The sequence below is a fragment of the Streptomyces sp. NPDC090021 genome (genome assembly GCF_044748225.1).
Lineage (GTDB): Bacteria > Actinomycetota > Actinomycetes > Streptomycetales > Streptomycetaceae > Streptomyces.
The window spans coordinates 222-27,142 of sequence record NZ_JBIVFO010000014.1; the positions used below are offsets into that span (position 1 = coordinate 222).

General features: G+C 71.9%; 26 protein-coding genes. 15 read left to right on the top strand and 11 right to left on the bottom strand.

What is annotated here, in order from left to right; translation table 11 throughout:
- Positions 1 to 195 precede the first annotated feature (195 nt).
- Together ACIPXC_RS13310 and ACIPXC_RS13315 are read left to right on the top strand one after the other, a co-directional pair.
- Entirely contained in the window at positions 196 to 933 is a 738-nt protein-coding gene (locus ACIPXC_RS13310) for an enoyl-CoA hydratase family protein (RefSeq protein WP_401616458.1), read from the top strand.
- On the top strand, positions 921 to 1,529 hold the full coding sequence (locus ACIPXC_RS13315) for a TetR/AcrR family transcriptional regulator (RefSeq protein ID WP_401616460.1): 609 nt from the start codon (positions 921 to 923) through the stop codon (positions 1,527 to 1,529). The genes ACIPXC_RS13310 and ACIPXC_RS13315 overlap by 13 nt, the downstream gene beginning before the upstream one ends.
- Positions 1,530 to 1,686: 157 nt before the next feature.
- Here ACIPXC_RS13315 and ACIPXC_RS13320 read toward each other — a convergent pair whose 3' ends face one another.
- Positions 1,687 to 2,793 (bottom strand): citrate synthase 2, encoded by a 1,107-nt coding sequence (locus ACIPXC_RS13320; RefSeq protein ID WP_401616462.1) that lies wholly within the window; start codon positions 2,791 to 2,793, stop codon positions 1,687 to 1,689.
- A 200-nt stretch (positions 2,794 to 2,993) separates the two neighbouring features.
- On the opposite strand from ACIPXC_RS13320, the gene pdxH reads away from it, so the two are divergent.
- From pdxH to ACIPXC_RS13335, 3 genes are all read left to right on the top strand, one after another.
- Positions 2,994 to 3,656 (top strand): pyridoxamine 5'-phosphate oxidase, encoded by a 663-nt coding sequence (gene pdxH, locus ACIPXC_RS13325; RefSeq protein ID WP_401616464.1) that lies wholly within the window; start codon positions 2,994 to 2,996, stop codon positions 3,654 to 3,656.
- Positions 3,657 to 4,147: 491 nt separating this feature from the next.
- On the top strand, positions 4,148 to 5,500 hold the full coding sequence (locus tag ACIPXC_RS13330) for a PAS domain-containing protein (RefSeq protein WP_401616466.1): 1,353 nt from the start codon (positions 4,148 to 4,150) through the stop codon (positions 5,498 to 5,500).
- Complete coding sequence (locus ACIPXC_RS13335) at positions 5,500 to 5,952, top strand: DUF4135 domain-containing protein (protein ID WP_401616467.1); 453 nt, start codon at positions 5,500 to 5,502, stop codon at positions 5,950 to 5,952. Before ACIPXC_RS13330 ends, ACIPXC_RS13335 begins: the two co-directional genes overlap by 1 nt.
- Before the next feature lie 81 nt (positions 5,953 to 6,033).
- Here the strand turns inward: ACIPXC_RS13335 and ACIPXC_RS13340 are convergent, their stop codons facing one another.
- On the bottom strand, positions 6,034 to 6,789 hold the full coding sequence (locus tag ACIPXC_RS13340) for an SIS domain-containing protein (protein ID WP_030964728.1): 756 nt from the start codon (positions 6,787 to 6,789) through the stop codon (positions 6,034 to 6,036).
- Between the two features lie 210 nt (positions 6,790 to 6,999).
- Here ACIPXC_RS13340 and ACIPXC_RS13345 point away from each other — a divergent pair, with 210 nt between their 5' ends.
- A complete protein-coding gene (locus ACIPXC_RS13345) occupies positions 7,000 to 7,692 on the top strand; it encodes a metal-dependent transcriptional regulator (RefSeq protein WP_401616469.1) in 693 nt (230 codons plus the stop codon).
- Between the two features lie 349 nt (positions 7,693 to 8,041).
- On the top strand, positions 8,042 to 8,923 hold the full coding sequence (locus ACIPXC_RS13350; protein ID WP_401616471.1) for an alpha/beta fold hydrolase: 882 nt from the start codon (positions 8,042 to 8,044) through the stop codon (positions 8,921 to 8,923).
- Positions 8,924 to 9,053: 130 nt separating this feature from the next.
- Here ACIPXC_RS13350 and ACIPXC_RS13355 read toward each other — a convergent pair whose 3' ends face one another.
- The 3 genes from ACIPXC_RS13355 to ACIPXC_RS13365 all read right to left on the bottom strand — a co-directional run bounded on the left by ACIPXC_RS13355 (position 9,054) and on the right by ACIPXC_RS13365 (position 12,390).
- Complete coding sequence (locus ACIPXC_RS13355; RefSeq protein ID WP_401616473.1) at positions 9,054 to 10,727, bottom strand: transporter; 1,674 nt, start codon at positions 10,725 to 10,727, stop codon at positions 9,054 to 9,056.
- Positions 10,724 to 11,566, bottom strand: coding sequence for an ABC transporter ATP-binding protein (locus tag ACIPXC_RS13360; protein ID WP_401616475.1), 843 nt, complete (start codon positions 11,564 to 11,566; stop codon positions 10,724 to 10,726). The genes ACIPXC_RS13355 and ACIPXC_RS13360 overlap by 4 nt, the downstream gene beginning before the upstream one ends.
- A 143-nt stretch (positions 11,567 to 11,709) precedes the next feature.
- The gene (locus tag ACIPXC_RS13365; RefSeq protein ID WP_401616476.1) at positions 11,710 to 12,390 is read right to left on the bottom strand and encodes a bifunctional DNA primase/polymerase; all 681 of its coding nucleotides are present in this window, start codon (positions 12,388 to 12,390) and stop codon (positions 11,710 to 11,712) included.
- A 222-nt stretch (positions 12,391 to 12,612) separates the two neighbouring features.
- On the opposite strand from ACIPXC_RS13365, the gene ACIPXC_RS13370 reads away from it, so the two are divergent.
- Positions 12,613 to 13,983 carry a transcriptional regulator gene (locus ACIPXC_RS13370; RefSeq protein ID WP_401616478.1) on the top strand — a complete coding sequence of 457 codons (1,371 nt, stop codon included), beginning with the start codon at positions 12,613 to 12,615 and terminating at the stop codon, positions 13,981 to 13,983.
- A 267-nt stretch (positions 13,984 to 14,250) separates the two neighbouring features.
- On the top strand, positions 14,251 to 15,705 hold the full coding sequence (locus ACIPXC_RS13375; protein ID WP_401616480.1) for a hypothetical protein: 1,455 nt from the start codon (positions 14,251 to 14,253) through the stop codon (positions 15,703 to 15,705).
- 9 nt (positions 15,706 to 15,714) lie between these two features.
- Here ACIPXC_RS13375 and ACIPXC_RS13380 read toward each other — a convergent pair whose 3' ends face one another.
- On the bottom strand, positions 15,715 to 17,037 hold the full coding sequence (locus ACIPXC_RS13380; protein WP_401616482.1) for an ABC transporter substrate-binding protein: 1,323 nt from the start codon (positions 17,035 to 17,037) through the stop codon (positions 15,715 to 15,717).
- Between the two features lie 196 nt (positions 17,038 to 17,233).
- Here ACIPXC_RS13380 and ACIPXC_RS13385 point away from each other — a divergent pair, with 196 nt between their 5' ends.
- Together ACIPXC_RS13385 and purU are read left to right on the top strand one after the other, a co-directional pair.
- The gene (locus ACIPXC_RS13385; protein ID WP_401616767.1) at positions 17,234 to 17,680 is read left to right on the top strand and encodes a hypothetical protein; all 447 of its coding nucleotides are present in this window, start codon (positions 17,234 to 17,236) and stop codon (positions 17,678 to 17,680) included.
- A gap of 14 nt (positions 17,681 to 17,694) precedes the next feature.
- A complete protein-coding gene (gene purU, locus ACIPXC_RS13390) occupies positions 17,695 to 18,579 on the top strand; it encodes a formyltetrahydrofolate deformylase (RefSeq protein ID WP_183067843.1) in 885 nt (294 codons plus the stop codon).
- A gap of 239 nt (positions 18,580 to 18,818) precedes the next feature.
- Here purU and ACIPXC_RS13395 read toward each other — a convergent pair whose 3' ends face one another.
- A complete protein-coding gene (locus ACIPXC_RS13395) occupies positions 18,819 to 19,337 on the bottom strand; it encodes an EF-hand domain-containing protein (RefSeq protein ID WP_401616484.1) in 519 nt (172 codons plus the stop codon).
- Positions 19,338 to 19,638: 301 nt separating this feature from the next.
- Between ACIPXC_RS13395 and ACIPXC_RS13400 the strand changes: the two genes are divergently transcribed.
- Together ACIPXC_RS13400 and ACIPXC_RS13405 are read left to right on the top strand one after the other, a co-directional pair.
- Positions 19,639 to 20,217, top strand: a complete 579-nt coding sequence (locus ACIPXC_RS13400) for a sigma-70 family RNA polymerase sigma factor (RefSeq protein ID WP_401616486.1) — start codon at positions 19,639 to 19,641, stop codon at positions 20,215 to 20,217.
- Positions 20,214 to 21,458: a maleylpyruvate isomerase N-terminal domain-containing protein gene (locus tag ACIPXC_RS13405; RefSeq protein ID WP_401616487.1), complete on the top strand. Its 1,245-nt coding sequence runs from the start codon at positions 20,214 to 20,216 to the stop codon at positions 21,456 to 21,458. Before ACIPXC_RS13400 ends, ACIPXC_RS13405 begins: the two co-directional genes overlap by 4 nt.
- 253 nt (positions 21,459 to 21,711) lie before the next feature.
- On the opposite strand, the gene tgmC is transcribed toward ACIPXC_RS13405, so the two are convergent.
- From tgmC to ACIPXC_RS13425, 4 genes are read right to left on the bottom strand one after another with little or no spacing between them, the layout of a single operon-like run.
- Positions 21,712 to 22,815, bottom strand: a complete 1,104-nt coding sequence (gene tgmC / locus ACIPXC_RS13410; protein WP_401616489.1) for an ATP-grasp peptide maturase system methyltransferase — start codon at positions 22,813 to 22,815, stop codon at positions 21,712 to 21,714.
- A 23-nt stretch (positions 22,816 to 22,838) separates the two neighbouring features.
- The gene (gene tgmB / locus ACIPXC_RS13415; RefSeq protein WP_401616491.1) at positions 22,839 to 23,789 is read right to left on the bottom strand and encodes an ATP-grasp ribosomal peptide maturase; all 951 of its coding nucleotides are present in this window, start codon (positions 23,787 to 23,789) and stop codon (positions 22,839 to 22,841) included.
- A complete protein-coding gene (gene tgmA, locus ACIPXC_RS13420) occupies positions 23,786 to 24,097 on the bottom strand; it encodes a putative ATP-grasp-modified RiPP (protein ID WP_401616493.1) in 312 nt (103 codons plus the stop codon). The genes tgmB and tgmA overlap by 4 nt, the downstream gene beginning before the upstream one ends.
- Positions 24,098 to 24,107: 10 nt before the next feature.
- Positions 24,108 to 24,374 carry a hypothetical protein gene (locus tag ACIPXC_RS13425; RefSeq protein WP_401616495.1) on the bottom strand — a complete coding sequence of 89 codons (267 nt, stop codon included), beginning with the start codon at positions 24,372 to 24,374 and terminating at the stop codon, positions 24,108 to 24,110.
- A gap of 240 nt (positions 24,375 to 24,614) precedes the next feature.
- Between ACIPXC_RS13425 and ACIPXC_RS13430 the strand changes: the two genes are divergently transcribed.
- Both ACIPXC_RS13430 and ACIPXC_RS13435 read left to right on the top strand, forming a co-directional pair.
- Positions 24,615 to 25,868, top strand: coding sequence for a helix-turn-helix transcriptional regulator (locus ACIPXC_RS13430; RefSeq protein WP_401616770.1), 1,254 nt, complete (start codon positions 24,615 to 24,617; stop codon positions 25,866 to 25,868).
- Between the two features lie 13 nt (positions 25,869 to 25,881).
- Positions 25,882 to 26,247, top strand: a complete 366-nt coding sequence (locus ACIPXC_RS13435; RefSeq protein ID WP_401616497.1) for a hypothetical protein — start codon at positions 25,882 to 25,884, stop codon at positions 26,245 to 26,247.
- The last annotated feature ends 674 nt before the right edge of the window (positions 26,248 to 26,921 follow it).

The following is a 26,921-nucleotide window of genomic DNA, read 5'->3' on the forward strand; positions in this document are numbered from 1 at the left end:
CGCCGAGCCCTGCGCAGCAACCCCGCTCAGGACACCGCCGAGCCCTGCGCAGCAACCCCGCTCAGGACACCGCCGAGCCCTGCGCAGCAACCCCGCTCAGGACACCGCCGAGCCCTGCGCAGCAACCCCGCAGGGGCCACCGCATACCCTCCCCCGGAGGACCCCGCCCATCCCGCCGACCGCTCCGGAGGAGCCATGGCCACACCCGTCCACGCCACCACGGCGGCCGCAGTCACCACCCTCACCCTCGACTCCCCGGCCAACCGCAACGCGCTCTCCGCGGAGCTCGTCGCCGAGCTCCGCGCCGCCTTCGCCGTGGCCGGCGCGGACCCGGCCGTGCGCGCCGTCGTCCTCACCCACACCGGCAGTACGTTCTGCTCCGGGGCCGACCTCAAGTCCCCTTCCGCCCCGGCCGACTTCGTGGCCCTGCTCCGCGAGATCGCCGAGCTGCCCCGGCCCGTCGTCGCCCGCGTCACCGGCCACGTCCGGGCCGGCGGCCTCGGCCTGCTGGGCGTGTGCGACATCGCCGCCGCCGGGCCCCGGTCCTCGTACGCCTTCACCGAGACCCACCTGGGCGTGGTCCCCGCCGTCATCTCCGCACCGCTCCTGCCCCGCCTCGACCCTCGTGCCGCCGCCCGGTACTTCCTGACCGCCGAGGCGTTCGACGCCGCCGAGGCCGCACGGATCGGCCTGCTCACCCTCCACGGTGACGACGTCGACGAGGCCCTCGCGCCCGTCCTCGCGGGCCTGCGCAAGGCCGGCCCCCAGGCGCTCGCCGCGACCAAGCGACTGGTCACCGCGCCCGTACGTGCGGCTCTCGCGCAGGACGGCGCCGCGCTCACCGAGCTGTCCGCGCACCACTTCGCCTCCGCCGAGGCCCGCGAGGGCATCACCGCCCGTTTCGAGCGCCGGGACCCGTCATGGGCGCTGTGACCGGCACGACCACGGCCGAGACGGGCCCCAAGCAGGCGCGCAGCCGCGTCACCCGCCGCCACCTCCTGGAGGCGGCCGTGTCCTGCCTGGCGGAGCACGGCTGGGCCGGTTCCACCGTCTCCGTCGTCGCCGAGCGCGCCGGCGTGTCCCGCGGGGCCGCCCAGCACCACTTCCCGACCCGCGAGGACCTGTTCACCGCAGCCGTCGAGTACGTCGCCGAGGAACGCTCCACGGCCCTGCGCGACCTCTTCCAGGCCGGCCCGGCCGCCCGCCCGGCCGTGGTGGAGGCGCTGGTCGACCTGTACACGGGCGCCCTCTTCCGGGCCGCGCTCCAACTGTGGGTGGCCGCCTCCAACGAGGAGCAGCTGCGCCCGCGGGTCACCGAGCTGGAGGCCCGGGTCGGCCGCGAGACCCACCGCATCGCCGTGGAGCTGCTCGGCGCCGACGAGGCGGTGCCGGGGGTACGGGAGACCGTGCAGGGCCTCCTCGACATGGCTCGGGGCCTGGGTCTGGCGAACGTCCTGACCGACGACGAGGCCCGCCGGGCCCGTGTCGTGGCCCAGTGGTCGCGCATCCTGGACGCGGCCCTGGGCTGAGGCTGCCGGGGCCGGGGCCGGGGCCGGGGTGCGGGGACGAGGTGCGGGGACCTTGTGCGCGGGTGCTCCGGCGGAGGGTCTCAGAACGTGCCGGGGGCGCCGCGATCCGGAGGACTCCGGGTCGCGGCGCCCCGCGGTGACGGGCGGCCGGGGCCGGTCAGGCGGTCTCGGCGATGTCCGCGTAGCCCTCGATCTCCTGCGGGTCGCGTCGGCCCGGTCCCGTGTAGCGGGCCGACGGGCGGACCAGCCGGCCGGTGCGCTTCTGCTCCAGGATGTGCGCCGACCAGCCGGCGGTACGGGCGCAGCTGAACATGGAGGTGAACATGTGCGCCGGGACCTCGGCGAAGTCCAGCATGATCGCCGCCCAGAACTCCACGTTGGTGGCGAGGACCCGGTCGGGACGACGGGCGTGCAGCTCCTCCAGGGCGGCCTTCTCCAGCGCGGCCGCCACTTCGTAGCGCGGCGCGTCGAGCTCCTTGGCGGTGCGTCGCAGGACGCGGGCGCGGGGGTCCTCGGCGCGGTAGACGCGGTGCCCGAAGCCCATCAGGCGCTCGCCCTTGTCGAGGGCCTTCCTCACGTACGCGACGGCGTCGCCGGTGCGCTCGATCTCCTCGATCATGCCGAGCACGCGGGACGGTGCGCCGCCGTGCAGCGGGCCCGACATGGCGCCGACGGCGCCCGACAGGGCGGCGGCCACGTCGGCACCGGTGGAGGCGATGACGCGCGCGGTGAACGTGGAGGCGTTCATCCCGTGCTCGGCGGCGGAGGTCCAGTAGGCGTCGACGGCCTTGACGTGCTTGGGGTCCGGCTCACCGCGCCAGCGGATCATGAACCGCTCGACGACGGACTCGGCCTTGTCGATCTCGCGCTGCGGGACCATGGGCAGGCCCTGGCCGCGGGCGGACTGGGCGACGTACGACAGCGCCATCACGGCCGCGCGCGCCAGGTCGTCGCGGGCGGTCTGCACGTCGATGTCCAGCAGCGGTTTCAGGCCCCACACGGGGGCGAGCATCGCGAGCGCGGACTGGACGTCGACGCGGATGTCACCGGAGTGGACCGGGATGGGGAAGGGCTCGGCGGCCGGCAGGCCGGGGTTGAAGGCACCGTCGACCAGCAGGCCCCAGACGTTCCCGAAGGAGACGTGGCCGACCAGGTCTTCGATGTCGACGCCCCGGTAGCGGAGCGATCCGCCTTCCTTGTCGGGTTCGGCGATCTCCGTCTCGAACGCGACGACCCCTTCGAGCCCGGGTACGAAGTCGGACATCAGGCGGCTCCTCAGATAGTGCGAACACGCGCGGCTCCCGGCGTGACTCGCGGTCCGGCGCGGTCATCCCCGTTGATGCCCGGCACGGCCGTTGGTCACCCGTGCGGGGACCTTCGGACCGGCCCCAAGATTTTGGCCGCTGCGCCCCGGCTGCGGAAGCGTGACATACGGCACACCGTCACCGGTCCACCTGCGGCAGGATGGCTCGCGTGACCGATCAGGACATTGACCCCGCCATGATGCGCAAGCAGTACCGCTCGGAGATCGTCCACGAGGACAGCCTCGCCGAGGACCCGATGGAGCAGTTCGCCCGGTGGTTCCAGCAGGCGGCCGACTCGCACCTCTTCGAACCGAACGCCATGGTCGTCTCGACGGCCACTCCCGACGGCCGGCCCAGCTCGCGCACGGTGCTGCTGAAGCAGTTCGACAGCCGGGGCTTCGTTTTCTTCACGAACTACGCGTCCCGCAAGGGCCGGGAGCTCGCCGGGAACCCGCACGTGGCGCTGCTGTTCCCCTGGCACCCCATCGCCCGTCAGGTGATCGTCACCGGTACGGCGGCCCGTATCGGCCGCGACGAGACGGCGGCGTACTTCCGGTCCCGGCCGCACGGCTCGCAGCTGGGGGCCTGGGCGAGCGAGCAGTCGAGCGTGATCGGCTCCCGGGCGGAGCTGGACCGCCGCTACGCCGAGCTCGCGGAGCGGTATCCGGAGGGCGAGCAGGTGCCGGTGCCGCCGGAGTGGGGCGGGCTGCGGGTGGTGCCGCAGGAGGTCGAGTTCTGGCAGGGCCACGAGAACCGGCTGCACGACCGGCTCCACTACGTGCTGGAGGGCGAGAAGTGGCGCCTGGAGCGTCTGTGCCCGTAGCGGGCGTGCAGACGTGGACATAGACGCAGACGACCCGCGGGCTCGGGTTCCTCTCCTGCAGTGAGAGGAGCCGGCCGGACGTACCGGCGAGCCCGCGGGTCGGGTGACTGCTCGGGATTGGTGCCGGGCGATCCGCCGGGCACCGCACTGGGTGCGTTGCTGACGACGGGCCCTAGCCCGCAGCCACCTCGCGCGTCCGGAGTTCGTACATTTCCGGGATCACCTCCTTTCAGCGTGGGCCCACTCTAGGCAGGCCCGCGCTGCGTGCTCAATCGAATTTCCGGTGCGGGACGTCAGAGCGGCCGGTCGGCGTCGTGATGCGGTGCCGGCCGCTGGTCCGGGCGAGATCGCTCGAACGTGTGACCGGTGGGGCGGTGTTGCGTCAGATGTGGCGGCACACGTCGATTTCCCTGAATGCGGTGTGGTGTGGGTCACGTTCGAGTTCAATGATCTGACGTGCCGCATACGCGAACACCTGCTGGGGGTTCCAGGTGAGTGCTTCCGGACGTGACGAGACCGCCGACGATCTGCTCGCCGCGCTGCTGGACGGGATGGACGCCGCGCTGTGCGCCTTCGATTCCGACGGGGTGATCACCCACTGGAACCGGGAGGCCGAGCGGATCCTGGGCTGGTCGGCCGGGGAGGCCGTGGGGCGCAAGGGGTTCGAGGGGTGGGCGGTGCGGGCCGCCGACGCGCAGGACGTGCAGGACAGGCTGATGTCCGCCCAGCACGTGCCCGGACGGCAGGTCCACGAGTTCGCGCTGCTCACCAAGGACGGCGGGCGCGTCCTCGTGCGGACGCAGTCCGCCGGGGTGCCGGGCGCGGACGGCTCCCCCGCGGGGGTGTACTGCGCCTTCAGCGAGGTGCACGCGCAGATCGACCTGGAGCGGTCCATCGCGCTGAGCGAGGCCCTGATGGAGGACGCCTCCTGGGGTGTCGTCCTCGTCGACGTCGACCTGCGGCCCGCCGTGGTCAACGCGCACGCGGCGCGGGCCTTCGGGACCGGCCGTACCGCCCTGCTCGGCCGGCCCCTGGGGGAGTTGCTGACCCAGGGGGTCGAAGAGCTGGAGGGGGCGCTGCAGCACGTGCTCGCCGAGGGGGCGCCGCCCGCGCCCGTCGAGATGTGGGTGGCGGTGCGCACCGCGGAGGGCGTGCGGCGCCGGTGCTGGCGGTGCGGGTTCCTGCGGCTGGCCTCGCCGCTCGCGGAGGAACCGGTGCCGCTGGGGGTCGGCTGGCTGATCCAGGACGTCACCGAGGCCCGCCAGGAGCAGCTCGACGCGGCGCAGGCGCGGTTCCGGTCCCATCAGCTCCACCGTGCCGGGCGGGCCGCCGCCGAGTGCGAGGACCCGGTGGAGGCGGCCGGCGTACGCCTGGACTTCGCGCTCGCCGGCTTCGCCGAGCACGCGCTGCTGGACGTGCTGGACCCCGCGGCCGACTCCGAGCGGCGTCGGCTCGTACGGTGCGCCGCGTCGCCGCCCGCGCTGCCGGGGCCCGGTTCGATCCCCGTGCGGTACCCGGCCGGGCATCCGGCGCTGCAGGCGCTGGACCGGATCGGCTCGGTGCGCACCAGTGCCCCGCGAGGTGAGGCGGACGCGGAGTGGGCGCGGGCCCGGCAGTGGCCCGAGGGCGCGGCGCACGTGCTGTGCACGGTGCTGCGCAGCCGGGGGCGGACCCTGGGCGCGTTGACGTTCCTGCGGGGGCCTTCGCGGGTGGCGTTCGAGCGCGCGGACGCGGCGTACGCGGAGGAGGTCGCGGCCCGTGTCGCGGCGGACCTGGACCTGGCGACACCCCCCACCGCCCCCGCGACGGGCGACCCCACCACCCCTGCCACGGGCCGACCCTGATGGTCCGGACCCTGGTCGAGGAGCTCCGCCGGCACCGTTCGCAGGACCTCCTCGACGGTGACACCCCGCAGGAGCGGTACGCCTCCTTCCGCCGGTGGACCAACAGCGAGGCCGGACACCGGCACCTGCTCGCCGCCTACCCGCAGCTCTTCCACCAGGTCGACCGCAGCCTGGAGGCGGCGGCCCGGTACGTCCTCGCCCTGCTGCGCGAAGTAGGCGACCACTTCGCCGCGTTGCCGGGGCTGATCGCCGGACGGCCGCAGGGCCTCAGGGCGGAGCGGCTCGCGCTCGGCGAGGGCGACACGCACAACGGCGGCCGGTCGGTCGCGCAGATCGTCTTCGGCGACGGCAGCCGCGTCCTCTACACGCTAGGGCCTGTATTGAGTTGCCCCGTGGAGCAAGGAGCGGCGTTCGGTGCGTGCCCTCGGCGTGCGGGACGAATATCCTCGTAGCGGAGCTACTAGGACATTCGGCTCGTGCGCCGAGGGTGCGCACCGGGCGTCGCGACGCCGCGGGGCAACTCAATACAGGCCCTAGTGGCGGAAGAAGATCCGGTCGCCGTACTCCTGCATCACGCGGCCGTTCCACTCGTGGCCGCCGTCGACGTTGCCCGAGCGCAGCAGCGGGGGCTCCAGGCCGCGGGCGGCGAGCTCCCCGGCGGCCGTCGCCATGACCGCCTGCATGATCGCGCTGGTGACGACGGTGGAGGCGGGGGCGAAGGGGGCGTCGATGCCGTCGAGGCTCAGCTCGGCGTCACCGACCGCGATCTTGCTGTCGAGGACGACGTCGCAGTGGTCCTTGAGGAAGGTGCCGGAGGCGTGCCGGGACCTGGTGCCGGTGGCGTAGGCGACCGAGGTCACGCCGATGACCTTGAGGCCGATGGCGCGGGCGTTCATGGCCATCTCGACCGGCAGGGCGTTGCGCCCGGAGAGCGAGATGATCACGAGGACGTCGCCGTCGGAGGCGGGGCTGCTGTCGAGGACGGCTCCGGCGAGGCCGTCGACCCGTTCCAGGGCGCTGCCCAGGGTGGCGGGCATGACGTCGACGCCGGCCGTGCCGGGGACGGCGAGGAAGTTCATCAGGGCCAGGCCGCCGGCCCGGTAGACGACGTCCTGGGCGGGCAGCGAGGAGTGTCCGGCGCCGAAGGCGAAGAGGCGGTTCCCGGCGGCGACGGCGTCGGCGACGAGGGTGCCGGCCTCGGCGATGTGCGGGGCCTCCTCGTCCCGTACCCGCTCCAGCAGGCCGATGGCGGCGTCGAAGAACTGACCGGCCAGCTTGCTCTCGCTCATGCGCCGAAGGCCCTTCCAGAGGTGGGGTGCGTCCGTGTCCGCCGCTCACCGTGCGGTCTGGACCAAGGGCCTGTCAATACGGCCGTCAATCCCGTGTCCCCAGGGCGGGAGGATGTCCGCGGGCGGTATTGGCCCTCGGCACGGGACGGTTGTCGGCCCGATGCGTCAGAATTGGGGGCAGGGCCAGCGCACGCAATCCGAGGGGCACGAATGTCCGGACTGATCGATACCACGGAGATGTATCTCCGCACCATCCTCGAGCTGGAAGAGGAAGGCGTGGTACCCATGCGCGCCCGCATCGCCGAGAGGCTGGACCAGAGCGGGCCGACGGTGAGCCAGACGGTGGCGCGTATGGAGCGGGACGGCCTGGTGGCCGTCGCCGCCGACCGGCACCTGGAGCTGACCGACGAGGGTCGGCGGCTGGCGACGCGCGTCATGCGCAAGCACCGGCTCGCCGAGTGCCTGCTCGTCGACGTCATCGGCCTGGAGTGGGAGCAGGTCCACGCCGAGGCCTGCCGGTGGGAGCACGTGATGAGCGAGGCGGTGGAGCGGCGCGTGCTGGAGCTGCTGCGCCATCCGACCGAGTCGCCGTACGGGAACCCGATCCCCGGGCTGGAGGAGCTGGGGGAGAAGGCCGAGGCGGAGCCGTTCCTGGAGGACGGCATGATCAGCCTGTCCGAGCTCGACCCGGGCACCGAGGGCAAGACGGTGGTCGTGCGGCGCATCGGGGAGCCGATCCAGACGGACGCCCAGCTGATGTACACGCTGCGTCGTGCGGGCGTACAGCCGGGCTCGGTGGTGAGTGTGACCGAGTCCCCGGGCGGTGTCCTGGTCGGGAGCGGTGGTGAGGCGGCCGAGCTGGAGGCGGAGATCGCCTCGCACGTGTTCGTGGCGAAGCGCTGATCCTGAGGCGCTGATCCTGGGGCGCTGATCCTGCAGCCCGCGCAGCCCGTGCATCCTGTGCAGTCCGCGGGGTCCTCGCCCGTACGTACCGGTCTCGATGTGGGCGGTCCCGGCGCCTCGCGGCGCCGGGACCGGTCCTCCCCTGTGCGACCTGGAGCCCCGAGCTCTCAAGGTCTTCCCTTCGGACCGTCTTCCCCGAGCGGCCCGCCTCCCTGTTGAAAGGATCTCCATCGGCAGCGGCGGCCAATCCTTGAGCAAGGTCACTCGAAAGAGCGGTGTTGTGGGCGAGAACCCCGTTTTCGAATGGGGGTTCGATAGTCTGGCGGGGAGCGAAGGGGGTGCATCTGCGGTGGTACAGCGCATCGATGTGACGGGAGCCGAAGGTGTCCGTCTGGCCGCCTGGCAGTTCCGAGAACCGGCCGCCGCAGCGGAAGCGGACCCCCGCCCCGGTGTGCTGTTACTGCACGGCCTGATGGGCCGCGCCTCCCACTGGGCGGGTACCGCCCACTGGCTCGCCGAGCGGCGCCGCGTCGTGGCCCTGGACCAGCGCGGCCACGGGCACAGCGCCCGCCCGCCGGCCGGCGCCGCCCCGCACACCGCGCTGGGCCGCGAGGCCTTCGTGGCCGACGCCGAGGCCGCCGTGGAACAGCTCGGCCTTGCCCCCGTGACCCTGATCGGCCACTCCATGGGAGCGCTCACCGCCTGGCAGCTCGCCGCCCGCCGCCCCGACCTGGTCGCGGCCCTCGTCATCTGCGACATGCGCGCCTCGGCCCTCGGCGCGGCCTCCCAGCGCGAATGGGAGGACTGGTTCCGCCTGTGGCCCCTGCCCTTCCCCAGCCAGGACGCCGCCCGCCGCTGGTTCGGCGAGGACGACCCCCGCGTGGAGCGGCCCGACCCCGGCCGCGGCGCCTTCTTCGCCGAGGTCATGCACGAGGCCGCGGACGGCTGGCGCCCGTTTTTCTCCCGCCGCCAGATGCTGAGGGCCCGCGAGACCTGGGTCCACGACGCCCACTGGGAGGAGCTGGCCCAGGTCCGCTGCCCCACCCTCGTGGTCCGCGGCCTGGACGGCGAGCTGGGCCGCGCCGAGGCCCAGGAGATGGTCCGGGTCCTCCCGGCCGGCCGGTACGCGGAGATCCCCGATGCCGGTCACTACCTCCACTACGACCAGCCGGCGGCCTGGCGCGCCGCCCTGGAACCCTTCCTGGACGACATCCCCGCCCCCACCCCCTGACCAGCGAACACCGGACCGGGCCGGACCGGTCAGGTCAGGGGGATGTCAGCGGGGTGTTCGGGGGGTGTCAGGGCGCCCGTCATGGTTCCCGGGGGGAGCGGGGACCGGCCCGTTCCGGTGCGGCGGCCGGTCAGCCCTTGCTCACCGCCGCCAGGATCTCCGGCAGCTTCCGCGCCACCGTCGGCGCCGCGAGCCGCAGCCCCGCCCAGGCGGCCAGCCAGCCCCAGGCCACCCCGACCGGGAGCACGATCCACGAGACGTCCCGGTGCTCGGCCATGTTCAGCCAGATCGTCAGGGCGATCACCGGCGCGCTCACCAGCGCCGACATCAGCATTCCGGCGGCGATCCCGCCCCAGGCGAGCCCGCCCTGTCCCGGGGCGACGTTCTTGAAGGCACCGTCCGTCGGAATGGAGTACGGGAAGCGGGCCGAGGCCAGCGCCCCCGTGCACAGCATCGAGCCCACCAGGGCGAGGGCCACGCCCACCCCGGCCGGGAAGGCCTGCCAGTCGTCCACCAGGGCGGCGGTGACCGCCGTGACGAGGACCGTGTACGGGAGGATGACCAGAGCCAGCGCGGCCGCACGGGCACGCAGCTCCACGTATGCGTCACGGGTGCTGGAGATGGTCTGCGCGACCATCCAGAACGCCGAGGTGTCCTGCCCGAACTGGTTGTACATCTGGACACCGAGCATGCCCGCGCCGAAGCTGCCGAGGTACACCGACCCGGTGCCCTGCAACGCGTTGAAGACGGGCACGATCACACCGATCGCCAGCGCGGTCACGAACGCCGACTTGGTCTTCGGGTCACGCACGGCGTAGCGCAGGGTGCGCTGCATGGAGGCGCCCGTCCGGCCACCGGGCAGCAGCGACCAGAAGCCGCCGTCGGCACCGCCGCGGTTCTTCACGGGCCCGGAGGCCGCGATCGTCGAACCGTCCGGTGTGACCATCAGCTTGGTGAGGCTGCGCTCCCAGGACCACAGCAGAGCGGTCACGGCCGCCACGCTCAGCACCAGCTGGGCCGCCGCCCTGCCGTACGCGCCCTCGCCCACCGAGTCCACCATGCCGACGGCGGTCGCCGGCGGCAGCCACCGCACCACCGCCTCGACGGGCTCCAGCGCCGTCACGCCGCCCGCCTGGAAGAGGCTCTGGCTGGCGAAGTTGGCCAGCTGCGCGCCCACCGCGATCACCAGACCGCTGAGGAGTGCCAGGTCGCGCCCCTTGCGGCTGGTCAGCAGCCGCACATTGGCCGTCGCCACGGCCCGCGCGAGGGTCACGCACCCGAGCAGCAGGAGCGGTACGGCGATCACGGCGGCCACCGCCCCCGCGGCACCGCGCGCGACGGCTGTCACCGAGCCGACCGCCAGGCACAGCGTGAACAGCGGTCCGATCCCGACCAGCGAGGTGGCGAGCAGGGCCCGTATGAGAGGACGCGGGCGCAGCGGCAGCATCACCAGCCGGCTCGGGTCCAACGTCTCGTCCCCGGCCGGGAAGAACAGCGGCATGAAGGCCCAGCCGAGCGCCAGGATCCCGGCCAGCAGGACCACGACGGTGCCCGCGTGCGCGTTGCCGTGCAGCAGACCCAGGCCGAGCGTCATGAAGAAGCCGACCACCAGCGCGAAGGCCAGCGTCGAGAAGTAGGCGGCCTTGCGCTTCGAGGAGCCCTTCAGCCCGTTGCGCAGCAGCGACAGCTTGATGCGGAGGAAGACCGGGGTCAGCGCGGGCCGTGCGGCGGACGCGGACGCTCCGGCGGCCCCGGGGGCGATCCCGGCGCCGGAGGCCCCGGCGGCAGCGGCGGGCGCGCTCATCGCGCGACCGTCCCGGAGTTGCCGCCCAGCCAGTCCAGGGATTCCCCGGCCGCGTCCCGCCCGTGCGCGCCGACCAGTTCGAGGAAGGCGGACTGCAGGGAGGGCGCGGAGCCCCGTACGTCGGCCAGCGGGCCCGCGGCGCGGATCCGGCCGGCGGCCATCACGGCCACCCAGTCGCACAGCGACTCGACGAGTTCCATCACGTGGGAGGAGAAGACGACCGTGGCACCGGAGGAGGTGTAGCGCTCCAGCACACCGCGGATGGTCTGTGCCGACACCGGGTCGACGCCCTCGAACGGCTCGTCCAGGAAGAGCACTTCGGGGTTGTGCAGCAGGGCCGCCGCCAGGCCGATCTTCTTGCGCATGCCGGTCGAGTAGTCGACGACCAGCTTGTGCTGCGAACCGGCGAGGTCGAGGATCTCCAGCAGCTGCGTGGCCCGCTTGTCGGTCTCGTCCCCCGCAAGCCCCCGCAAGCGGCCCATGTAGCCGAGCAGTTCACGCCCCGACAGCCGCTCGAAGAGGCGCAGCCCCTCGGGCAGTACGCCGATCCGCGCCTTCACCTCGGTCGGGTCCGCCCATACGTCGTGGCCCGCGACGACGACCCGCCCCATGTCGGGGCGCAGCAGTCCGGTCACCATCGACAGCGTGGTCGTCTTGCCCGCGCCGTTCGGCCCCACCAGGCCGATGAACTTCCCCGCGGGCAGCTCCAGGTCGATGCCGGCGACGGCGACCTGCTCACCGAACCGCTTCCACAGACCTTCCACGCGCACGGCGGACGGAGCGGTTCGCGCGCCGTCCGTCCCGTGCGTTCCACCCGTCGCATTGCCCTGGTCCGGCATGCGCCCGCCTCTCGTCACACGTCCCCGTTGGTCGTTCCTTCCTCACGATAGGAGGAGGGGGAGAGGCCTCGTCAGTTACTTATGTCATGAGTTTCCGGGCGCTTGCGCACAGGGGCGGCCGCAGCGGCACCGCCGGCGCGGTGTCACCCCTGGCGCCGCTTGCGTTCCGCCGCCGCCTCGCTGCCGCACGCGTACGCCAGCGCGTCGATCAGCTCCTCCGTGTCCGGCAGCCACCGGTTCGCGGGCGTGGGACGGCGCGCCCACTGGACCGCGCCCCGGCCGCCGAAGCGGGTGGGCGGGGCCGCGACGTACTCACCCTCACCGCGGGCCGCGAGGTCGAGCGCGGACGGCACCCAGCCCAGCTTCCGTACGAGGTCCGCGACCTTGACCCCGGCGCCCGGCAGCACGAAGAACAGCATGCGGTGGTCGGGCGTCAGCGTGACGGGGCCGAGGGTGCGCTGCATCCGCTCCAGCCGGGCCAGCGCCAGGAAGCCGGCCGAGTCCGGCACGTCCAGCGCGTCGAAGGTCCGGCCCGTCGGCAGCAGGATCGACGCCTGCGGCTGCCTGCCCCAGACCCGGCGCACCTGGACCGCGCTGCCGGTGGCGTGCGAGGCCCAGTCCTTCACCGCCGGGTGCGCACCGGGTGCCGGGCAGTCCGAGTCCCCGCAGGAGCACAGCTCCCGGCCGTCCCCCGGCTCCAACCAGGTGCCGGCGAAGACATCCCAGTGCCGTTCTTCCACGTACCGCACGGCATGGTCCAACAGCTGCTCGCCGCGCTGCTTGGGGATGGGTGCGGTCTCCGTGACTCCCATGGTCTCTTCCACGCCCATCACAACTGCCCGGGTCACCCGGGGTTACGGGGGTAAACCCGCCCGCGAGCGGAGCATCGATCCTGCATGCGGGGCGCACTGATGCACGCGTGGGGGCGCGTAGGAGGCCGGGGCGCTGTTGCTGGGTAGCGACACGACGCAGAGCGGAAGATTCTCCGCACATCAGGCGGGAAGTGATCATTCCAACGGATCACCCGCGGTCAGCAGGGGGTTTTCATGGCAGCCAGGCCTCTCGTCGCCCGCCAGCCGAACGAACGGCTGCAGGCGCTCATCCAGGAAGCCGGGTGCTCCAACGCCGGGCTAGCCCGGCGCGTGAACATGTGCGGGGCCGAACACGGCCTCGATCTCCGCTACGACAAGACGTCCGTGGCCCGCTGGCTGCGCGGCCAGCAGCCGCGCGGCCGGGCACCCGGCATCATCGCCGAGGCCCTCGGGCGCAAACTCGGCCGGACCGTCACCATCGACGAGATCGGCATGGCCAACGGGAAGAACCTCGCCTCCGGCGTCGGCCTGCAGTTCTCCCCGACCGTCGTCGGTGCGATCGAGCAGGTCTGCGAGCTGTGGCGCAGCGACGTCGGCCGCCGCGACTTCCTCTCCGGATCCAGCGTGGCCGCCTCCGCCCTCGTCGAACCCAGCCGCGACTGGCTGATCACCGGTGCCGACCAGCAGGTGGCCCGCAGCGGAGGCTCACGCGTCGGCATGTCGGACGTGGAGGCGGTACGGGCGACCACCGAGGCCCTCAAGGAACTCGACCACCGCTTCGGCAGCGGCCATGTGCGGCCGGTGGTCGTGCACTACCTCAACTCGGTGGTGTCGGGGCTGATCGGCGGCTCCTACCGGGAACCGGTCGGCCGGGCCCTCTTCGCGGCGGTGGCCCGGCTGACGGAACTGGCGGGCTACATGGCGGTGGACACCGGCCAGCCGGGCCTGGCGCAGCGCTACTACATCCAGGCGCTGCGACTGGCCCAGGCGGCGGGGGACCGCGCGTACGGGGGCTACGTGCTGGCGGCGTCCATGAGCCACCTCGCGGCGGAGCTCGGGAACCCGCGGGAGATCGCGCAGCTGGCACGGGCCGCACAGGAGGGGACCCGCGGGCAGGTCACCCCACGGGTCGAGGCCATGTACTACGCCGCCGAGGCCCGTGGGCACGCGCTGCTGGGCGACGGCCGGGCGACGGGGGTGCTGTCCGCCCGGGCACTGAGCGCACTGGAGCGGGCGGAGCCGGAGTCGGGCGACGACCCGGTGTGGATCCGCCACTTCGACGAGGCCTACCTCGCGGACGAACTGGCCCACTGCCACCGGGACCTGGGACAGGCGGACGCGGCGGCCAGGCAGGCCGAGGAGGCCCTGCGGGGCCTCCCGGCGGCCAAGGCGCGCCGCCGCGCCATCGGGCTGCTGCTGCTGGCCGCGGCGCAGGTGCAGCAGCGGGAGGTGGAACAGGCCTGCCGGACGGCCACGCAAGGGGCGGAGCTGCTGGAGGGGCTGCGCTCGAACCGGGGGAAGGAGTACCTGGAGGACTTCAGGTCCCGGCTGGAGCCGTTCCGGGAGGAGGCGTCGGTCCGGGAGTTCGCCGCCCGGGTCGCCTGACGGCTACGGACGGGGCCGGCGGTGACGGACGGGGCCGGCGAGAAGGGACGGGGGAGGGGTGCCGGTCGGGACGCAAAACGTGATGTGTGGCGCGGCCGGTACCAGTACGGCTGGACCGCCCCAGGGCGCCACGAATCATGCAGTCCCGGACGGCGCCCCGTCCCACCCCCGGTCCCGGCCCTCCCGGCCCCGCCCCGCCGGGCCCCGCGAGCAGGTAGCGTTGCCGGACGGTTCCGTACGGTCGGGCGAGTCGGAGAAGGAGTCCCGGTGACGCAGAGCGGACAAGGGGGCACCCCTCAGCCCGGTGCCCCGTGGGATCCGGACCCGGCGTCCGGCCATCCGGCGTACCCGGGGCAGCCGCAGCAGGCGTACCCGGAGCAGGCGTACCCGGGGCAGGCGTACCCCGGGCAGCCGGAGCAGGCGTACTCAGAGCAGCCGCAGCAGGCGTACCCGGAGCAGGCGTACCCCGGGCAGCCGCAGCAGGCGTACCCGGGGCAGCCGGAGCAGGCGCACCCCGGGGCGGCCTACGGCTACCCGCAGGCCTACCCCGCCGCGGAGGTCCCGCCCGGGCACGTGGTCGGGCCCGGCTACGAGGGACCCGGCGCACCGCACGGCTACGGCTATCCGCCGCTGCCCGAGGCCGCCACCCAGTACATCCCGCCCGTACCGGCCGGCCCCGCCGCCCCGGCGGCCCCGCCGGCCCCCGCCGCGCACGCGGAGGCGGCGACCCAGTACATCCCGCCCGTCCCGGCGCACCCCGGCCACGACGAGGCCGCCACGCAGTACATACCCCCCGTGCCGGCAGGCCCGGGCCCCGCGGCTCCGGCCGCCCCCGCGCACGCGGAGGCGGCGACGCAGCACATCCCGCCGGTCCCCGCCGCCGCCTCCGCCGTCGAAGGCTTCGACGGCCTGTTCCGCAGCGACGACTCCGCCGGCCACACCCAGCAACTGCCGCCCGTGCAGGAGCCCGTGCTGCGGGGCCGGCCCCCGCAGCGGCCCCACCCGCCGCGCGGGCAGGGCCCCGTACCGCCCCCGGCCCACCGGCAGCACCCGCACCAGCAGTACGCACCGCCCCCGCCGGCGGAGCCCTCCCGCAAGGTCTCGCCCGCGATCATCGGCGCCGTCGTCATCGGCCTCGCCGTGGTCGGCCTCGGCGTCGGCACGCTGCTCCCCGAGGGCAAGCCCCGGAACAGCGACCCGGGTGCCGTGCCCGTCGCGCCGACCGCGAGCGGCGGTTCCGCCGGGCCCGCCGAGGCTCCGGTCGACCCGGCCCGCCCCCAGGCCGTCCAATTGGACAAGCTCCTCGCGGACAGCGGCGACAGCCGGGAAGCGGTGATCAAGGCCGTGGAGGACGTCAAGGACTGCGCCAACCTGGACCAGGCCGCCTCGGACCTGCGTGACGCGGCCCGACAGCGCGAGGAACTCATCACCCGGCTGCAGGAGTTGAAGCTCGACAAGCTCCCCAACCACGCGAAGCTGTCCGCCGCCCTGACCAAGGCCTGGCAGGCGTCGGCGGACGCCGACAACAGCTACGCCGCCTGGGCCGACGACGTGGACGACGACGACAAGTGCAAGGACGGCAGGGCCAAGGCCAACAAGAACGCCGCCGCGGGCAACAGGTCGAGCGGCGAGGCGACCAGGGCCAAGGAGTCGGCCGCGACCATGTGGAACACGATCGCGGCCAAGTACGGACTCACCAAGCGCGACAAGTCCCAGCTCTGACGGCCCCCGTCAGGCCGTGCGCGGGGCCTGCTCCAGCGTCTTGGTCATGTCGAGGCTCTGCTCGCCGGGCTGCGCCACGAGCCGCCCGGACTGCACGATCTGGAAGGTGACCTGCCCGTTGACGATGCGGGGGAAGCCGGCGACGGCGCGCATGTCCTGGTAGCGCCAGCTCAGGTCCGGAGTGAGGCCGCCGGTTCTGACCGGCTGGGCCTCGTTCAGCGACCGCTTGACCTTGCCGGCGTCGATGTCCTCGCCCTTCTCGAAGCGCTTCACGATCTCGCTCAGCACCGTGTACGCGATCCAGGTGGTCTGCGCCCCGGTGTCGTCGGGGTCGACGGTGTCGTCGCCGAAGGCGAACTCGGTGACGACCTTGCGCATCGGCTCCCAGGCGGGATCGGAGGACACCGGGTACCAGCTCGTGAGGTACGCGCCCTCGAAGGGGCTCTCCCGGCCGCCCGTGCGGTCCACCAGGGACTGGCTGACACTGCCCAGCACGGACGAGATCTGCGGCTTCTTGCGCTGCGGCTCGGTGCGGCGGAAGGCGTCGAAGAACGTCTCGGTGCGCTCGCCGAGGATCGCGGTGACGCAGCCCTTCTCCTTCTCCTTCTCCTTCTCCTTCTCCTTTTCCTTCTCCTTGCCGGTGCCGGTGGTGTGCGCGAGGGCCTCGGTGGCCTGCGGCATGAAGTCGGCCGAGTCCTCCGCGGCCCGGATGTCGGCCGCGTCGGCCATCTTGTTCGCCCGCAGTCCCGCGTTGAGCAGGACCGGCAGGATGTCGCCCGGGATGGTGTCGGGGCGGACGAGGGCCACCTGGTCGCAGACGCGTCCCAGCTGGTGGCCGGCGCCGGCGATGAGGACGGCCTGGCCGCCGTTGACCGGGTAGGAGAGCGGGGACTGGAACTCCTCGGAGGAGACGCCGTAGCCGCCGATGAAGGGGATGCCCTCCGTCTCCAGCGGGGCCATGAAGGCGCGTCCGTGCTGGCTGTAGGAGCCGACGACGGCCACGGCCTTCTCCGCGACGGCCTTGCGGGCGCAGTCGGCGGCGCCGCTGGGGGTGTTCTTCTCGTTGCAGGTCAGTACGCGAAGTCTGTGGCCGTTGATGCCGCCGTTGGCGTTCACCCAGCGCTCGTACGCCTTGGCCATTCCGGTCATGCCCGGCATGTTCGTGGCCTTGGTCCCCTCGGGGGCGAAGGTCATGACGGTGATGGTCGCTCCAGGGCCCCCGGAGGCCGCGGAGCCTCCGGGGAGCGCCCCGCATCCGGCCACGAGGCTCGCACCCATCGCCGTGGCCACGAAGGTGCGGGAGAGCGATGCTGCGCGTCGCGAGATGGTCATGTCCATGCACCATTCCGCCTCACGAATAACTGCCGAGTGAGAGGGACGCAACATCGAGTGACGTCGAGGTGAATTGCCGGGGCGCGGTCCCTTGCGGGCGCTTCAAGATCGCACTCAACAGGAACGTACGATCGCAAGCGTGACATTCGCCCAAGGTTCGAAGAACTCTTCCAAACGCGGCGGCCGCTCCTCCACCATGGGCGGCATGCCCCTGAACGACATGCCGTGGTGGCGCTGGCGCAGCAACGTGCGCTCGGCGCTGCACATGCTTTCCGACCCGGCCTTCCACGAGGACACCTGGCTGGCCGGCGGCGAAGGGTACGGCGACGTCACCGACGCCGTGTACCGGCTCGTCGAGGACACCTGGCTCGACAGCTGGTCGGCGGAGAAGTACGTCGGCACGATCTTCCGCGACTCGCAGGAGGCGGCCCTCGTCGACCTCGCCGTGCTGCGTGTGCTCCGGATCCTCCACCAGGTCGGCCCCGACGCCCCCGTCTCGGTCTACCTGGAGCACCACGCGTGGCCCGAGGCGGTGCGTGCCGCGCGCGAGGCGCACGTACGGCTCGCGCAGGCCGACGGGGACGACCCGGACGCACGGCCCACCTCGCTGGAAGTGTTGAAGATCCTCACCCGCGCGGTGTGAAAGGCTGTGCGGTCATGAGCGACCCGCACAACGAGGCCCAGGCCCAGCAGCAGCCCCAGTACGTCCTGACCGTGTCCTGCCCCGACAAGCAGGGCATCGTGCACGCCGTGTCGAGCTACCTCTTCATGACCGGCTGCAACATCGTGGACAGCCAGCAGTTCGGAGACCGGGAGACCGGGCTCTTCTTCATGCGGGTGCACTTCGAGGCCGAGCCTGCCGTGACGGTGGAGAAGCTGCGGGCGAGCTTCGCCGCCATCGGGGAGTCCTTCAAGATGGACTGGGAGATCCACCGCTCCGAGGAGCGCATGCGGATCGTCCTGATGGTGTCCAAGTTCGGGCACTGCCTCAACGACCTGCTGTTCCGGTCGCGGATCGGGGCCCTGCCGGTCGAGATCGCGGCCGTGGTCTCCAACCACACCGATTTCGCCGAGCTGGTCGCCTCGTACGACGTGCCGTTCGTGCACATCCCGGTGACGAAGGACACGAAGGCCCAGGCCGAGGCGCAGCTGCTGGAACTCGTACGGGCCGAGAACGTCGAGCTGGTCGTGCTGGCCCGGTACATGCAGGTGCTGTCGGACAACCTGTGCAAGGAGCTGAGCGGGCGGATCATCAACATCCACCACTCGTTCCTGCCGAGCTTCAAGGGCGCGAAGCCGTACCACCAGGCGCACGCGCGCGGTGTGAAACTGATCGGCGCGACCGCGCACTACGTGACGGCGGACCTCGACGAGGGGCCGATCATCGAGCAGGAGGTCGAGCGGGTGGGCCACGAGGTCACCCCGGACCAGCTGGTGGCCGTCGGACGCGACGTCGAGTGCCAGGCGCTCGCGCGCGCGGTGAAGTGGCACAGCGAGCACCGCGTCCTGCTGAACGGCTCCCGCACGGTGGTCTTCGCCTGACGCCCGGACCCTGACGCCCGGACCCCGGCCGTCCGGGGGGGCGCGGGGCGGACGTACGGTCGCGGGCCCACGCTCCCGGTTCCGCGGGCCCGGTTCCGCGGACCCCGCTCCCGGTTCCGCGGGCCCGGTTCCGCGGGCCCGCTCCCGGTTCCGCGGGCCCCGCTCGCCCGGCCCCGCCCGTCACCGCTGTGCGGGGTTTCGGGGCGGCACCCCGGATGCGTGCGAGCCCGCCGCAGGCACTACGCGTCCGGGGCCTCCACGCCGCAGTACGCCGCGAACGCCGCCAGGATCTCGTCCTCCGAGATGCGGCCGTCGCCGTCGGTGTCGAGGCCGACCGCCACCTGCTCGGCGAGCTCCGGCGGCGTGCCGAGGACCCGCAGCACCCTGGCCGCGGCCGGCGGCGTCGCGCCGAGGCCGTCCTCGTCCGCCACCGCGATCACGGCGCGCAGGAACGGCCGTGCGATCTCCGCGAACCGCTGCGGGTTGTCGCGCAGCCGCTTGGCCGCCCCGGTGATGAACTCCTCGCGGGACACCCGCTGGTCCCCGTCGACGTCCGCGATCCCGGCCATGCCCTGCCAGAACGCCTCGGCGCCGCCGAAGACTGCCTGGCCCTTCTCCGACCGTGCGGCGGTACCGAATTCGGCCAGGACGGCCTTCGCGGCCGCGCTGAAGTCCTCCCGGTCGATGAAGCCGGACCCGTCCTGGTCGAAGGTGGCGAATCGGGCGGCGATCTTGCGCTCGTATTCTGCGCTGTCCATATGCGGCGTTCCACCTTCACGTGTGCGTGGGGTTCAGATCAAGACAAGGCAGGAGCGTAAGGCCTATGTGGCCTGCACGTTAAGCGAAGCGGTCAAGCAGGCGGCCGCATCGAACCCGCGCACGGGGAGCGCGGCGGGGCGCGTACGCGTGTACCCATGTGCCCTCGGCCGCACCACCGTTCACGCCCTGCGACGCCCCTATCACGCAGTGCCCACATCCGAAGGGAGCTTCGTCCAAAACAGGCGCGATCGGCCATGTGCCCACTACATTCGATGGGTCGACACACGGCTGGGGGCACTTATGCCGAAGGACGTACCACCGCGGTGGGACCGCCGCATGCAGCAGCGCCTCGCCCGCGGCGAGGCCGCCGCGCTCGGTGAGCTCTACGACCGCTTCGCCTCGCTCGTGCACAGCCTGGCGCACCGCGTGCTGGGCGACGAGAAGGCGGCGGACCGGGTCACCCGCGAGGTCTTCGGCTACATCTGGGAGAACCCGGACGCCTACGACCCCAAGCAGGGCTCCATGCGTTCCTGGGTCGCCCGGATCACCCAGGGCCAGGCGGTGGCCCGGCTGCGCCAGGCCGAACTGGGCCGGGGCTCCCGCGAGGAGCTGGAGCAGAAGGTGCGCAGCGCCAACGCCGCCGCCCGCGCGGACTACATCGTCACCTCCATGCCCGCGCCGTTGCGGGCCGCGCTGGAACTGGCGTACTTCAAGCGGCGCGACTACCGGCAGGCGGCCGCCGACCTCCAGATCAGCGAGGACGAGGCGCGCCGCAGGCTGCGGCTCGGGCTCCAGCTCCTGTCGACCGCCAACGCCCTCCCGCAGGAGGACACCGCCCAGCCCGGTTACGGCCCGCGCGAATACGGAACATCCCGATGAACGGCCCCGCCCAGTCACCCGACGACGGATACGAGCGTCCCGGCGGCCGGGCGCGGATACCGGGCCCGCGCGGGGCAGCCGACGACCTCGACCCGGGACACGCCCCGAGGCCGCTGCCGTTGCCGCCGGAACCCGCACCACCGCCCTCGCACGCCGTGCTGAAGTCCCTGCTCGGCGCGTGGGCGCTGGCCGCGTGTTCCGCCGAGGAGACCCGGGCGGTGGAGGACCACCTCACCGAATGCGCGCCCTGCGCCGAGGAGGCGCTGCGGCTGCGCGACGCGGTCGGACTGCTGCACCCCGAGGAGAGCCTCGACCTCAAGCCGCTGCTGCGCTCGCGGGTCCTGGAGGACTGCCTCGGCAAGCGCCCGGCCCGCATCCCGGTGCCGGCGTGGGCGAGTCCGTACGACACCGAGACCGCGCGGCTCGACGCCCTGCTGCAGGACTTCGGCGACTCCGAGTGGCACACCCCCGTACGCCTGAAGTGGTTCGAGGAGGAACGGCGCCGGTCCCATCGGACCACCGTGGCGGGCGTGATCGGACACCTCATGACGGTCGACGGGATGATTGCCACCGCGCTCGGGCTGGACGATCCGCTGGGGGCGGACGCGCCGCCGGGCGGTCCGACCGTACGGACGGAGTACTTCTGGGGCGCGTCGGCGAATCCGACGACGCGCCAGGTGCGCGAACCGTGGCGGAAGCAGGGCCACACCCTGGTCCGTACGGTGTCCTTCGCGGGCCGGGGTGTCGCCGAACTCGCCGTGGACTACGGCGGTTTCGCACTCCCGCTCGGTGACGCCTTCCTGGAGCGGGCCTTCGAGTGCTGGGTGCACGCGTGGGACATCGCGAACGCGGTGGACTACCCGTACGAGCCGCCGTCCGGGCCGCACCTGCACCGGATGATCGACCTGGCGGCGCGGCTGCTGCCGGGCGCGCTGGCAGAGCGCCGCCGCGCGGGCCTGGCGGCCCCGGCGCGGAGCCTCGTCGCGGCGGGAGCACCCGGGCGGACCCTGCACCTGGAGATCGAGGGGGCGGGCGGCGGTGGCTGGGACATCGCGCTGGACTCGCCGGGGGCGAAGCCGTCGCCGGAGCGCACGGTGGCGGAGATCGCCCTGGACGGCATCGAGTTCTGCCAGCTGGCCGCCGGCCACATCTCCCCGGAGGACGTGGCGGCAGGCCAGCACGGCGACCGCGAGGCGATCCGCGACGTCCTCTTCGCGGCGGCGTCCCTGAGCCGCCTGTAGGGCGTACGGTTCCCCACCCGCCCGGCGCCTTCACCCCCGCGGCCCCGGCCACCGGGCCGGTGGCCGCCCGCCCGTCCCCTGCGTCGGGGCGGTGCACGGGGGCGGGGTTTCGGCGGGGCGGTGGTCGGTGACGTGCCGGGGGGTTACGGCGCTGTCCGGGTGCGGCCCGGAGCGCGTCACATCGCTACGCGCTCCTGCCCGACGGCGTCCGCGCGTCTCTGTGGCTGGTCAGCGGCCGGTGGGGCAGAAGCGGTCAGCGTTGCCACGTGATCGCCTGGCCTTCGGGCGTGACCGTGATGTCGAACCGGTCGAGCGTGGGCGAGCCGTCGTGGTGCCAGCGGGCGATGTGGTCCGTGATCCGGTCCCACAGGTTGTCCGGCCCGCCCTGGCGTACAAGCCACCTGCCGCCGTCCTGCCGCAGTACCGCCCATGCCCCCGCCTCGACATCGAGGAGTACGTGTTCTGTGGTGCCTGCGCGTTGCAAGGTCATGCGCTGAGCACGTGGAGCGGCGAGCTGAGCGACGAACCGGGTGTCCCAGTCGTCGAGTACGTGGGCCGCGAGTTCCGTGGGGTGATCGTCGGCTTGATCAAGGTCGGGGAGGAGCCCGATGGGCGGTGGTGTCTGTGGGCGGGCGAGCATGAACGAGTTCCTGCCGTCGAGCAGTCGGCCTGTTGCGGTGCCGTCTTCGCCGACTGTGAGACGAGCGAGTTCGGAGGAGTACATCCACCCGCCTACGGTGGCCAGGATGACTCCTCCGGGGAGTGCCTGATCCACCCACTCGTAGGGCAGGGTGACCGTTCCGCAGTAGGCGACGATCCGGTCGTACGGGCCGCCGTCCTTCCAGCCCGCGAGACCGTCGCCCACGACCACGGTGGGCGCGTAGCCGCATTGCCCGAGTGCTCCGCGTGCGCGGGAGGCGACGTCGGGGTCGATTTCCACAGCCGTGACACGTTCGCTGCCGAGACGCTGACAGGCGAGGCCGCTGGAGTAGCCGGTGCCGACCCCGACGATGAGAAGGCGGCTCGTGTCCTCGACACGGAGGTCCTCCAGCATCCGCACCACCAGGGACGGCAGGGTGCCGGACGACGTCGGCAGACGTGTGATCTCTCCCCGCATGTCACCAGGCACGATCGTGCCCGCGATCTGAGTGACAAGGGAATCGTCCGTGTAGCAGGACCTCAGCCATTGCGGGCTATCGGGCAGCACGGGCGTCCACGCGGTGGGGCGGCCGGGTACGTCGATCCGTTGGAAGTATCCGCCGCGCAGGAACTCGTGACGTGGCACATCTTCGACGGCCCGTCGCCATGCTGCCGTACGCAGGTGGCCGGCGGCGACGAGCTGCTCGGTCAGCTGCAACCTCAGCCCTCGGGCCTCATCGTTCACGAGCGGTTCCTTTCCAGAAGATCGGCCATGGCCGCGACCATGGGCAAGCCGGTCTCGGGCTCCAGCCAGGCCCACTGGCCGGAGGGGTTGCATTCGAGGAACCACCATGTCCCCGTCCGGTCGACGGCGAAGTCGAAAGCTCCGAAGACCAGCCCGAACAGCGACAGGTATCGAAAGAGGCTCGTGGCCACTTGGGGTGGGGGCTGCACGACGCTGTAGGCCAGGCGGTCGTAGTCGGTTCGCCAGTCCAACAGGTCGGAGTCGATACGGACCGCGAAAACACGGTCACCGATCACGGTTACCCGCACATCGGCCGTCTTGTGCACGACGCGCTGGAAGAGGTGGGCGGTCCCGGACACCCGCTCGTCGATTTCAGCCGCCGTCACCTCCTTCACCTGGACGGTGCAGGAGACTCCGTCGATCCGGTAGAGAGGCGTTGAAAGCGGCTTGTAGATCACCGGCCCGTGTGTGCTGGTGAATTCGCGGGCGGCGTTCGGATCGGATGTGATGAGAGTGGCCGGCACGTGGAAACCGGCTGTCGTGGCAGCGGCGAGACCGGAGGGCTTGAACTCGGCGTCGCCGATGCGGTGGGGGTGGTTGACGTACAGACAGCCCGACAGGGAGGCGAGGACGCCTCCGAGCCCGTACCGGGCTTGGGTGAGTGCGAACCGCGCGTCTGCCTCGGACAGGTGCGGGAACGCGAATCCCGACGGCCGCCGGTAGTAGAGGGAACGAATCCGGGTCAGGTCTGCGGTCCGGGTCGGGGTGGCCAGGGACCCCTCGATGCCATCAGGGGTGACGTAAGCGGCGAACGACAGGGTGGCGGGGAAGTCCCCGGAGTCGAGCCGCACGACGGGAACACCCCGGTCGTGCAGCTCGTGGATCACCAGGTCGGCTGTGGGGTCGTCTTTCATGGTGACGACCAGCACCGGGCCGGAGCGGCTCACTGGTCGCTGTCGTTCCCGGTGTCCTGGTCCCCGCCGCCCGATCCGCCGCCGCTGCTGCCGTCGGACGGATTTCCCGTGTTGGTCGCTGGATTGGTGCCCGTACTGGTTCCGTGTCCGGGCATCATCAACGGCTGGCCTTCGGGCCCGTAGTAGCGGGCGGTCTGGGTGTGCGCGTCGATCTCGACGTGGTGGTATCCGGGTGCCATGACCGGGTAGGGAGCCATCCGCTGAACGCCCCAGGGGACGGGCGTCACGTGTCCCATGGGCAGGCTGTCACCAGTGGGCAGACGGTCGGCGTGACGGAACATGAGGTTCTCCTTAGTGCGTTTCGTGGGCAGCCATGCGCTGTGCACGTGTCTTGAGGACGAGCAGGCTCCCGGGATCAGTGGTGATCCACTGGTCTGAGAGGAGGGCGTCAGGGGTGCGGAGCGTCCATACGGTGCCTGCCGTCACGTCGGTGACGATCGCTTCGCGACCGCTCTCGTCCTCGACGAGATCACCGACCCATGCCCGGCGCCGCCTACTCGTGTGATCGTTTCCCACTGCGTCCGACCTCCTGCCGAGGATGTACTTGCTGGTCTCCACAGCGCGCCCCCCGCACACCGGGCAGCGGCTTGAGTCCAAGAGAGTTGCTCGTGGGCGTGTCCATGGCCGCCGTACTGCGTTCCCATATCCGCACCCCTTCGCTGCGTCGTGCCTGGGCCGCTCTCTGCAACTACCAGGAAAGCGGTGGAAGTCGACGGACTCCACGGCATGAATGCCGCATTCTTGGATCAGATCCGTGCACGGGTGCCGCAGGCTTCGAAGTCGCGGGAAGGGGTCGTCATGGGACTGGCCGAACGGCGTAAGGCTCTGGGCTACAGTCAGGAGACATTGGCCGGACTACTCGGCGTGGACCGCACGACGGTCGGGCGCTGGGAGAGCGGCAGGATCGAGCCGCAGCCACCCCAGCGGCGAGGATTGGCCATCGCCCTCGAACTCAGCCTCCAAGAGCTTGATTCCCTCCTGACAGTGCAGCGAGCCGGAATGCAGGAGACCTCAGGGCACCAGGTCAGCGACCACCCGAGGGCGGGAGACGAAGACGAAATGATACGCCGCGAGTTCCTGCGCATCCTCACGGTCTCTGGGGCGTTGACGGCCCTCCCGGCCCACGAGGCTGAAGCCGCTGCTGCTGGGGTGCTGAGGGGGACGCCCGCAGGCTTCGAGCGGATGAATGACCATCTGTGGCAGGTCTACCAACTGGCCCGGTCGAAGAGTTCGGTCTACCCCGTCATCCGTGACCAGATGGCAAGACTGAACGAAGCATTGGACGACAGTCGTGGCAGTTCTCGCACGCTCCTTGGAGCGGCGGCCGACCTCTTCCAGATGGCCGGTGAAGTCGCTTTCGATGGAAATCGGTACACGGAAGCCGCAGCCTCGTACTCACTCGCGGCTTCGGCCAGCAAGGAAGCAGGAACGTACGACCTATGGGCTTGTGCCCTCGTACGCCACTCGTACCTGGACATGTCCGAGCGGCGCTACCGCCAGGCGGCGCAGATGCTGGGCGCGGCCGAGCGCCTCGCCGGCCGCGGGGACAAGGGGCTTTCGACGCGGCATTGGGTCGCCTCGGTCCAAGCGGAGGCGTACGCCGGTCTAGGGGACCTCTCAGCCTGTGAGGCCGCATTGGCGCGCGCCGAGGAGGTAAGGGACCTCGCTGCGGAGTGTACGAACGGCGGATGGCTCCGCTTCGACGGAACACGCCTCGCCGAGGAACGCGGAGCGCGGTACGTGCAGCTCGGGCGGCTGGACCTGGCGGAGGAGGCCTTGAAGGCGGCGCTCGCGCAGACGGGTCTTTCGACGGGGCAGTCGTACCGGCGCCGAGCGGCTGTGCTGGCGAGTTTGGCCGCGATCGGCGCGAAGCGGCGTGATCCAGATCAGGTACTTGAGTACGGGCGGGAGGCCATGAGCTTGGCCCGGGCCTCAGAATCCGGGTACGTCGCCCGTAGACTTCAGGCTCTGTGCGACGAGTTCGGTCCCTTGAGCCGTGACCACCGCGTAGCGGAGCTTGGGGTGGAGATCGCCACGTTCAGGACTCCGTGACGAGAGGGTAGGCATGTCGCAGACCGAGGGTGCACGACTGTTCCGGGAGGCATGGATCTCGGGAGTGCACCAGCACTTCCCTGGGGAGCCGAAGCCTGGCTATGTCACCCCGTGGGAGGACACCCCGCAGTGGGAGCGTGAGGCCGCAGGCTCAGTGTTCGACCAGGTCCGTCAGTTCATCGAGATCAGCAGCGGCCGCACATCGAGGCTGTCCCGTGAGCAGAAGAGCCGGTTCGTCGCGACGTGCTGGACAGCCCAGATGTTCAAGCACTTCGAGGAACCGAAGCCGGGCTACGTGGCCGACTGGCCTGACCTGCCCTCCTGGCAGCAGGAAACCGACGCCGACATCTTCGAGGCCATCGAGAAGGCTCTTGGTTGACCTCTATAGGGGGCAGTCCCGCCAGCCCCGCCTGAGCCACCAACAGGTGGGCCTTTGGGTGAAGGCTGCGGTGCTGACGTGCGCGTGTTGTCGACCAGATCGACAGCGACAATTCCCCGCGGCAGTAGGTGGAGGGGTAGGTCCCTTGTTTGTCCCTTCCTCCGGGATGGACCTGCCGCCGACTCGCAGACGCCGAACTCTGGTCATGTCTGATGCTCGATGGCGGCTCACACTCGCCCAGGAGAGGTGCGGACGCCGTCCCAGGGCAGCGCGTAGCGATCGATGGCGGCTTATGCCCAGCCCAAGAGGCCTGCGGACGCGGTCGGACAGGAGCGCGTAGCGATGTGGGGCGCTCCCCCGGCCGCCCCGCGCATCGCTGATGTGGCCGCCTCTCCTCTTGAGGCCCGGCTCGTTCTTTTGGGGTTTTCCGGCTGTCCTTCGTAGTTCCGGGGCGGGACGGGCGGTCAAGGGTGGCCGGAGGCCATCGCGCAGCGACGCGAGGTACGAGCGCCCTTGAGGGACCGGCACGACCCGGAAAACCATCGGACGGACGGGAAAACCCCAGAACAGCTCCGATACCGCCCGAGTGCATCCCGCCCTCCGACACCACCCCGCGCCTTCCGCCCCCACCCCCGCCGGCTTCCGCCGTGCTCCGACCCCGCCCCGCCCCGCCC

What these genes read in the sequence shown, in the direction of transcription:
- ACIPXC_RS13430 (WP_401616770.1), top strand. Translation starts at nt 24,615, where the DNA reads ATGGGACTGGCCGAACGGCGTAAGGCTCTGGGCTACAGTCAGGAGACA.
- ACIPXC_RS13380 (WP_401616482.1), bottom strand. Translation starts at nt 17,037, where the DNA reads ATGACCATCTCGCGACGCGCAGCATCGCTCTCCCGCACCTTCGTGGCC.
- ACIPXC_RS13340 (WP_030964728.1), bottom strand. Translation starts at nt 6,789, where the DNA reads ATGAGCGAGAGCAAGCTGGCCGGTCAGTTCTTCGACGCCGCCATCGGC.
- ACIPXC_RS13400 (WP_401616486.1), top strand. Translation starts at nt 19,639, where the DNA reads ATGCCGAAGGACGTACCACCGCGGTGGGACCGCCGCATGCAGCAGCGC.
- ACIPXC_RS13355 (WP_401616473.1), bottom strand. Translation starts at nt 10,727, where the DNA reads ATGAGCGCGCCCGCCGCTGCCGCCGGGGCCTCCGGCGCCGGGATCGCC.
- ACIPXC_RS13370 (WP_401616478.1), top strand. Translation starts at nt 12,613, where the DNA reads ATGGCAGCCAGGCCTCTCGTCGCCCGCCAGCCGAACGAACGGCTGCAG.
- ACIPXC_RS13315 (WP_401616460.1), top strand. Translation starts at nt 921, where the DNA reads ATGGGCGCTGTGACCGGCACGACCACGGCCGAGACGGGCCCCAAGCAG.
- ACIPXC_RS13385 (WP_401616767.1), top strand. Translation starts at nt 17,234, where the DNA reads ATGGGCGGCATGCCCCTGAACGACATGCCGTGGTGGCGCTGGCGCAGC.
- ACIPXC_RS13335 (WP_401616467.1), top strand. Translation starts at nt 5,500, where the DNA reads ATGGTCCGGACCCTGGTCGAGGAGCTCCGCCGGCACCGTTCGCAGGAC.
- ACIPXC_RS13360 (WP_401616475.1), bottom strand. Translation starts at nt 11,566, where the DNA reads ATGCCGGACCAGGGCAATGCGACGGGTGGAACGCACGGGACGGACGGC.
- ACIPXC_RS13435 (WP_401616497.1), top strand. Translation starts at nt 25,882, where the DNA reads ATGTCGCAGACCGAGGGTGCACGACTGTTCCGGGAGGCATGGATCTCG.
- ACIPXC_RS13320 (WP_401616462.1), bottom strand. Translation starts at nt 2,793, where the DNA reads ATGTCCGACTTCGTACCCGGGCTCGAAGGGGTCGTCGCGTTCGAGACG.
- purU (WP_183067843.1), top strand. Translation starts at nt 17,695, where the DNA reads ATGAGCGACCCGCACAACGAGGCCCAGGCCCAGCAGCAGCCCCAGTAC.
- ACIPXC_RS13395 (WP_401616484.1), bottom strand. Translation starts at nt 19,337, where the DNA reads ATGGACAGCGCAGAATACGAGCGCAAGATCGCCGCCCGATTCGCCACC.
- ACIPXC_RS13310 (WP_401616458.1), top strand. Translation starts at nt 196, where the DNA reads ATGGCCACACCCGTCCACGCCACCACGGCGGCCGCAGTCACCACCCTC.
- tgmA (WP_401616493.1), bottom strand. Translation starts at nt 24,097, where the DNA reads ATGTTCCGTCACGCCGACCGTCTGCCCACTGGTGACAGCCTGCCCATG.
- ACIPXC_RS13405 (WP_401616487.1), top strand. Translation starts at nt 20,214, where the DNA reads ATGAACGGCCCCGCCCAGTCACCCGACGACGGATACGAGCGTCCCGGC.
- pdxH (WP_401616464.1), top strand. Translation starts at nt 2,994, where the DNA reads ATGGCTCGCGTGACCGATCAGGACATTGACCCCGCCATGATGCGCAAG.
- ACIPXC_RS13345 (WP_401616469.1), top strand. Translation starts at nt 7,000, where the DNA reads ATGTCCGGACTGATCGATACCACGGAGATGTATCTCCGCACCATCCTC.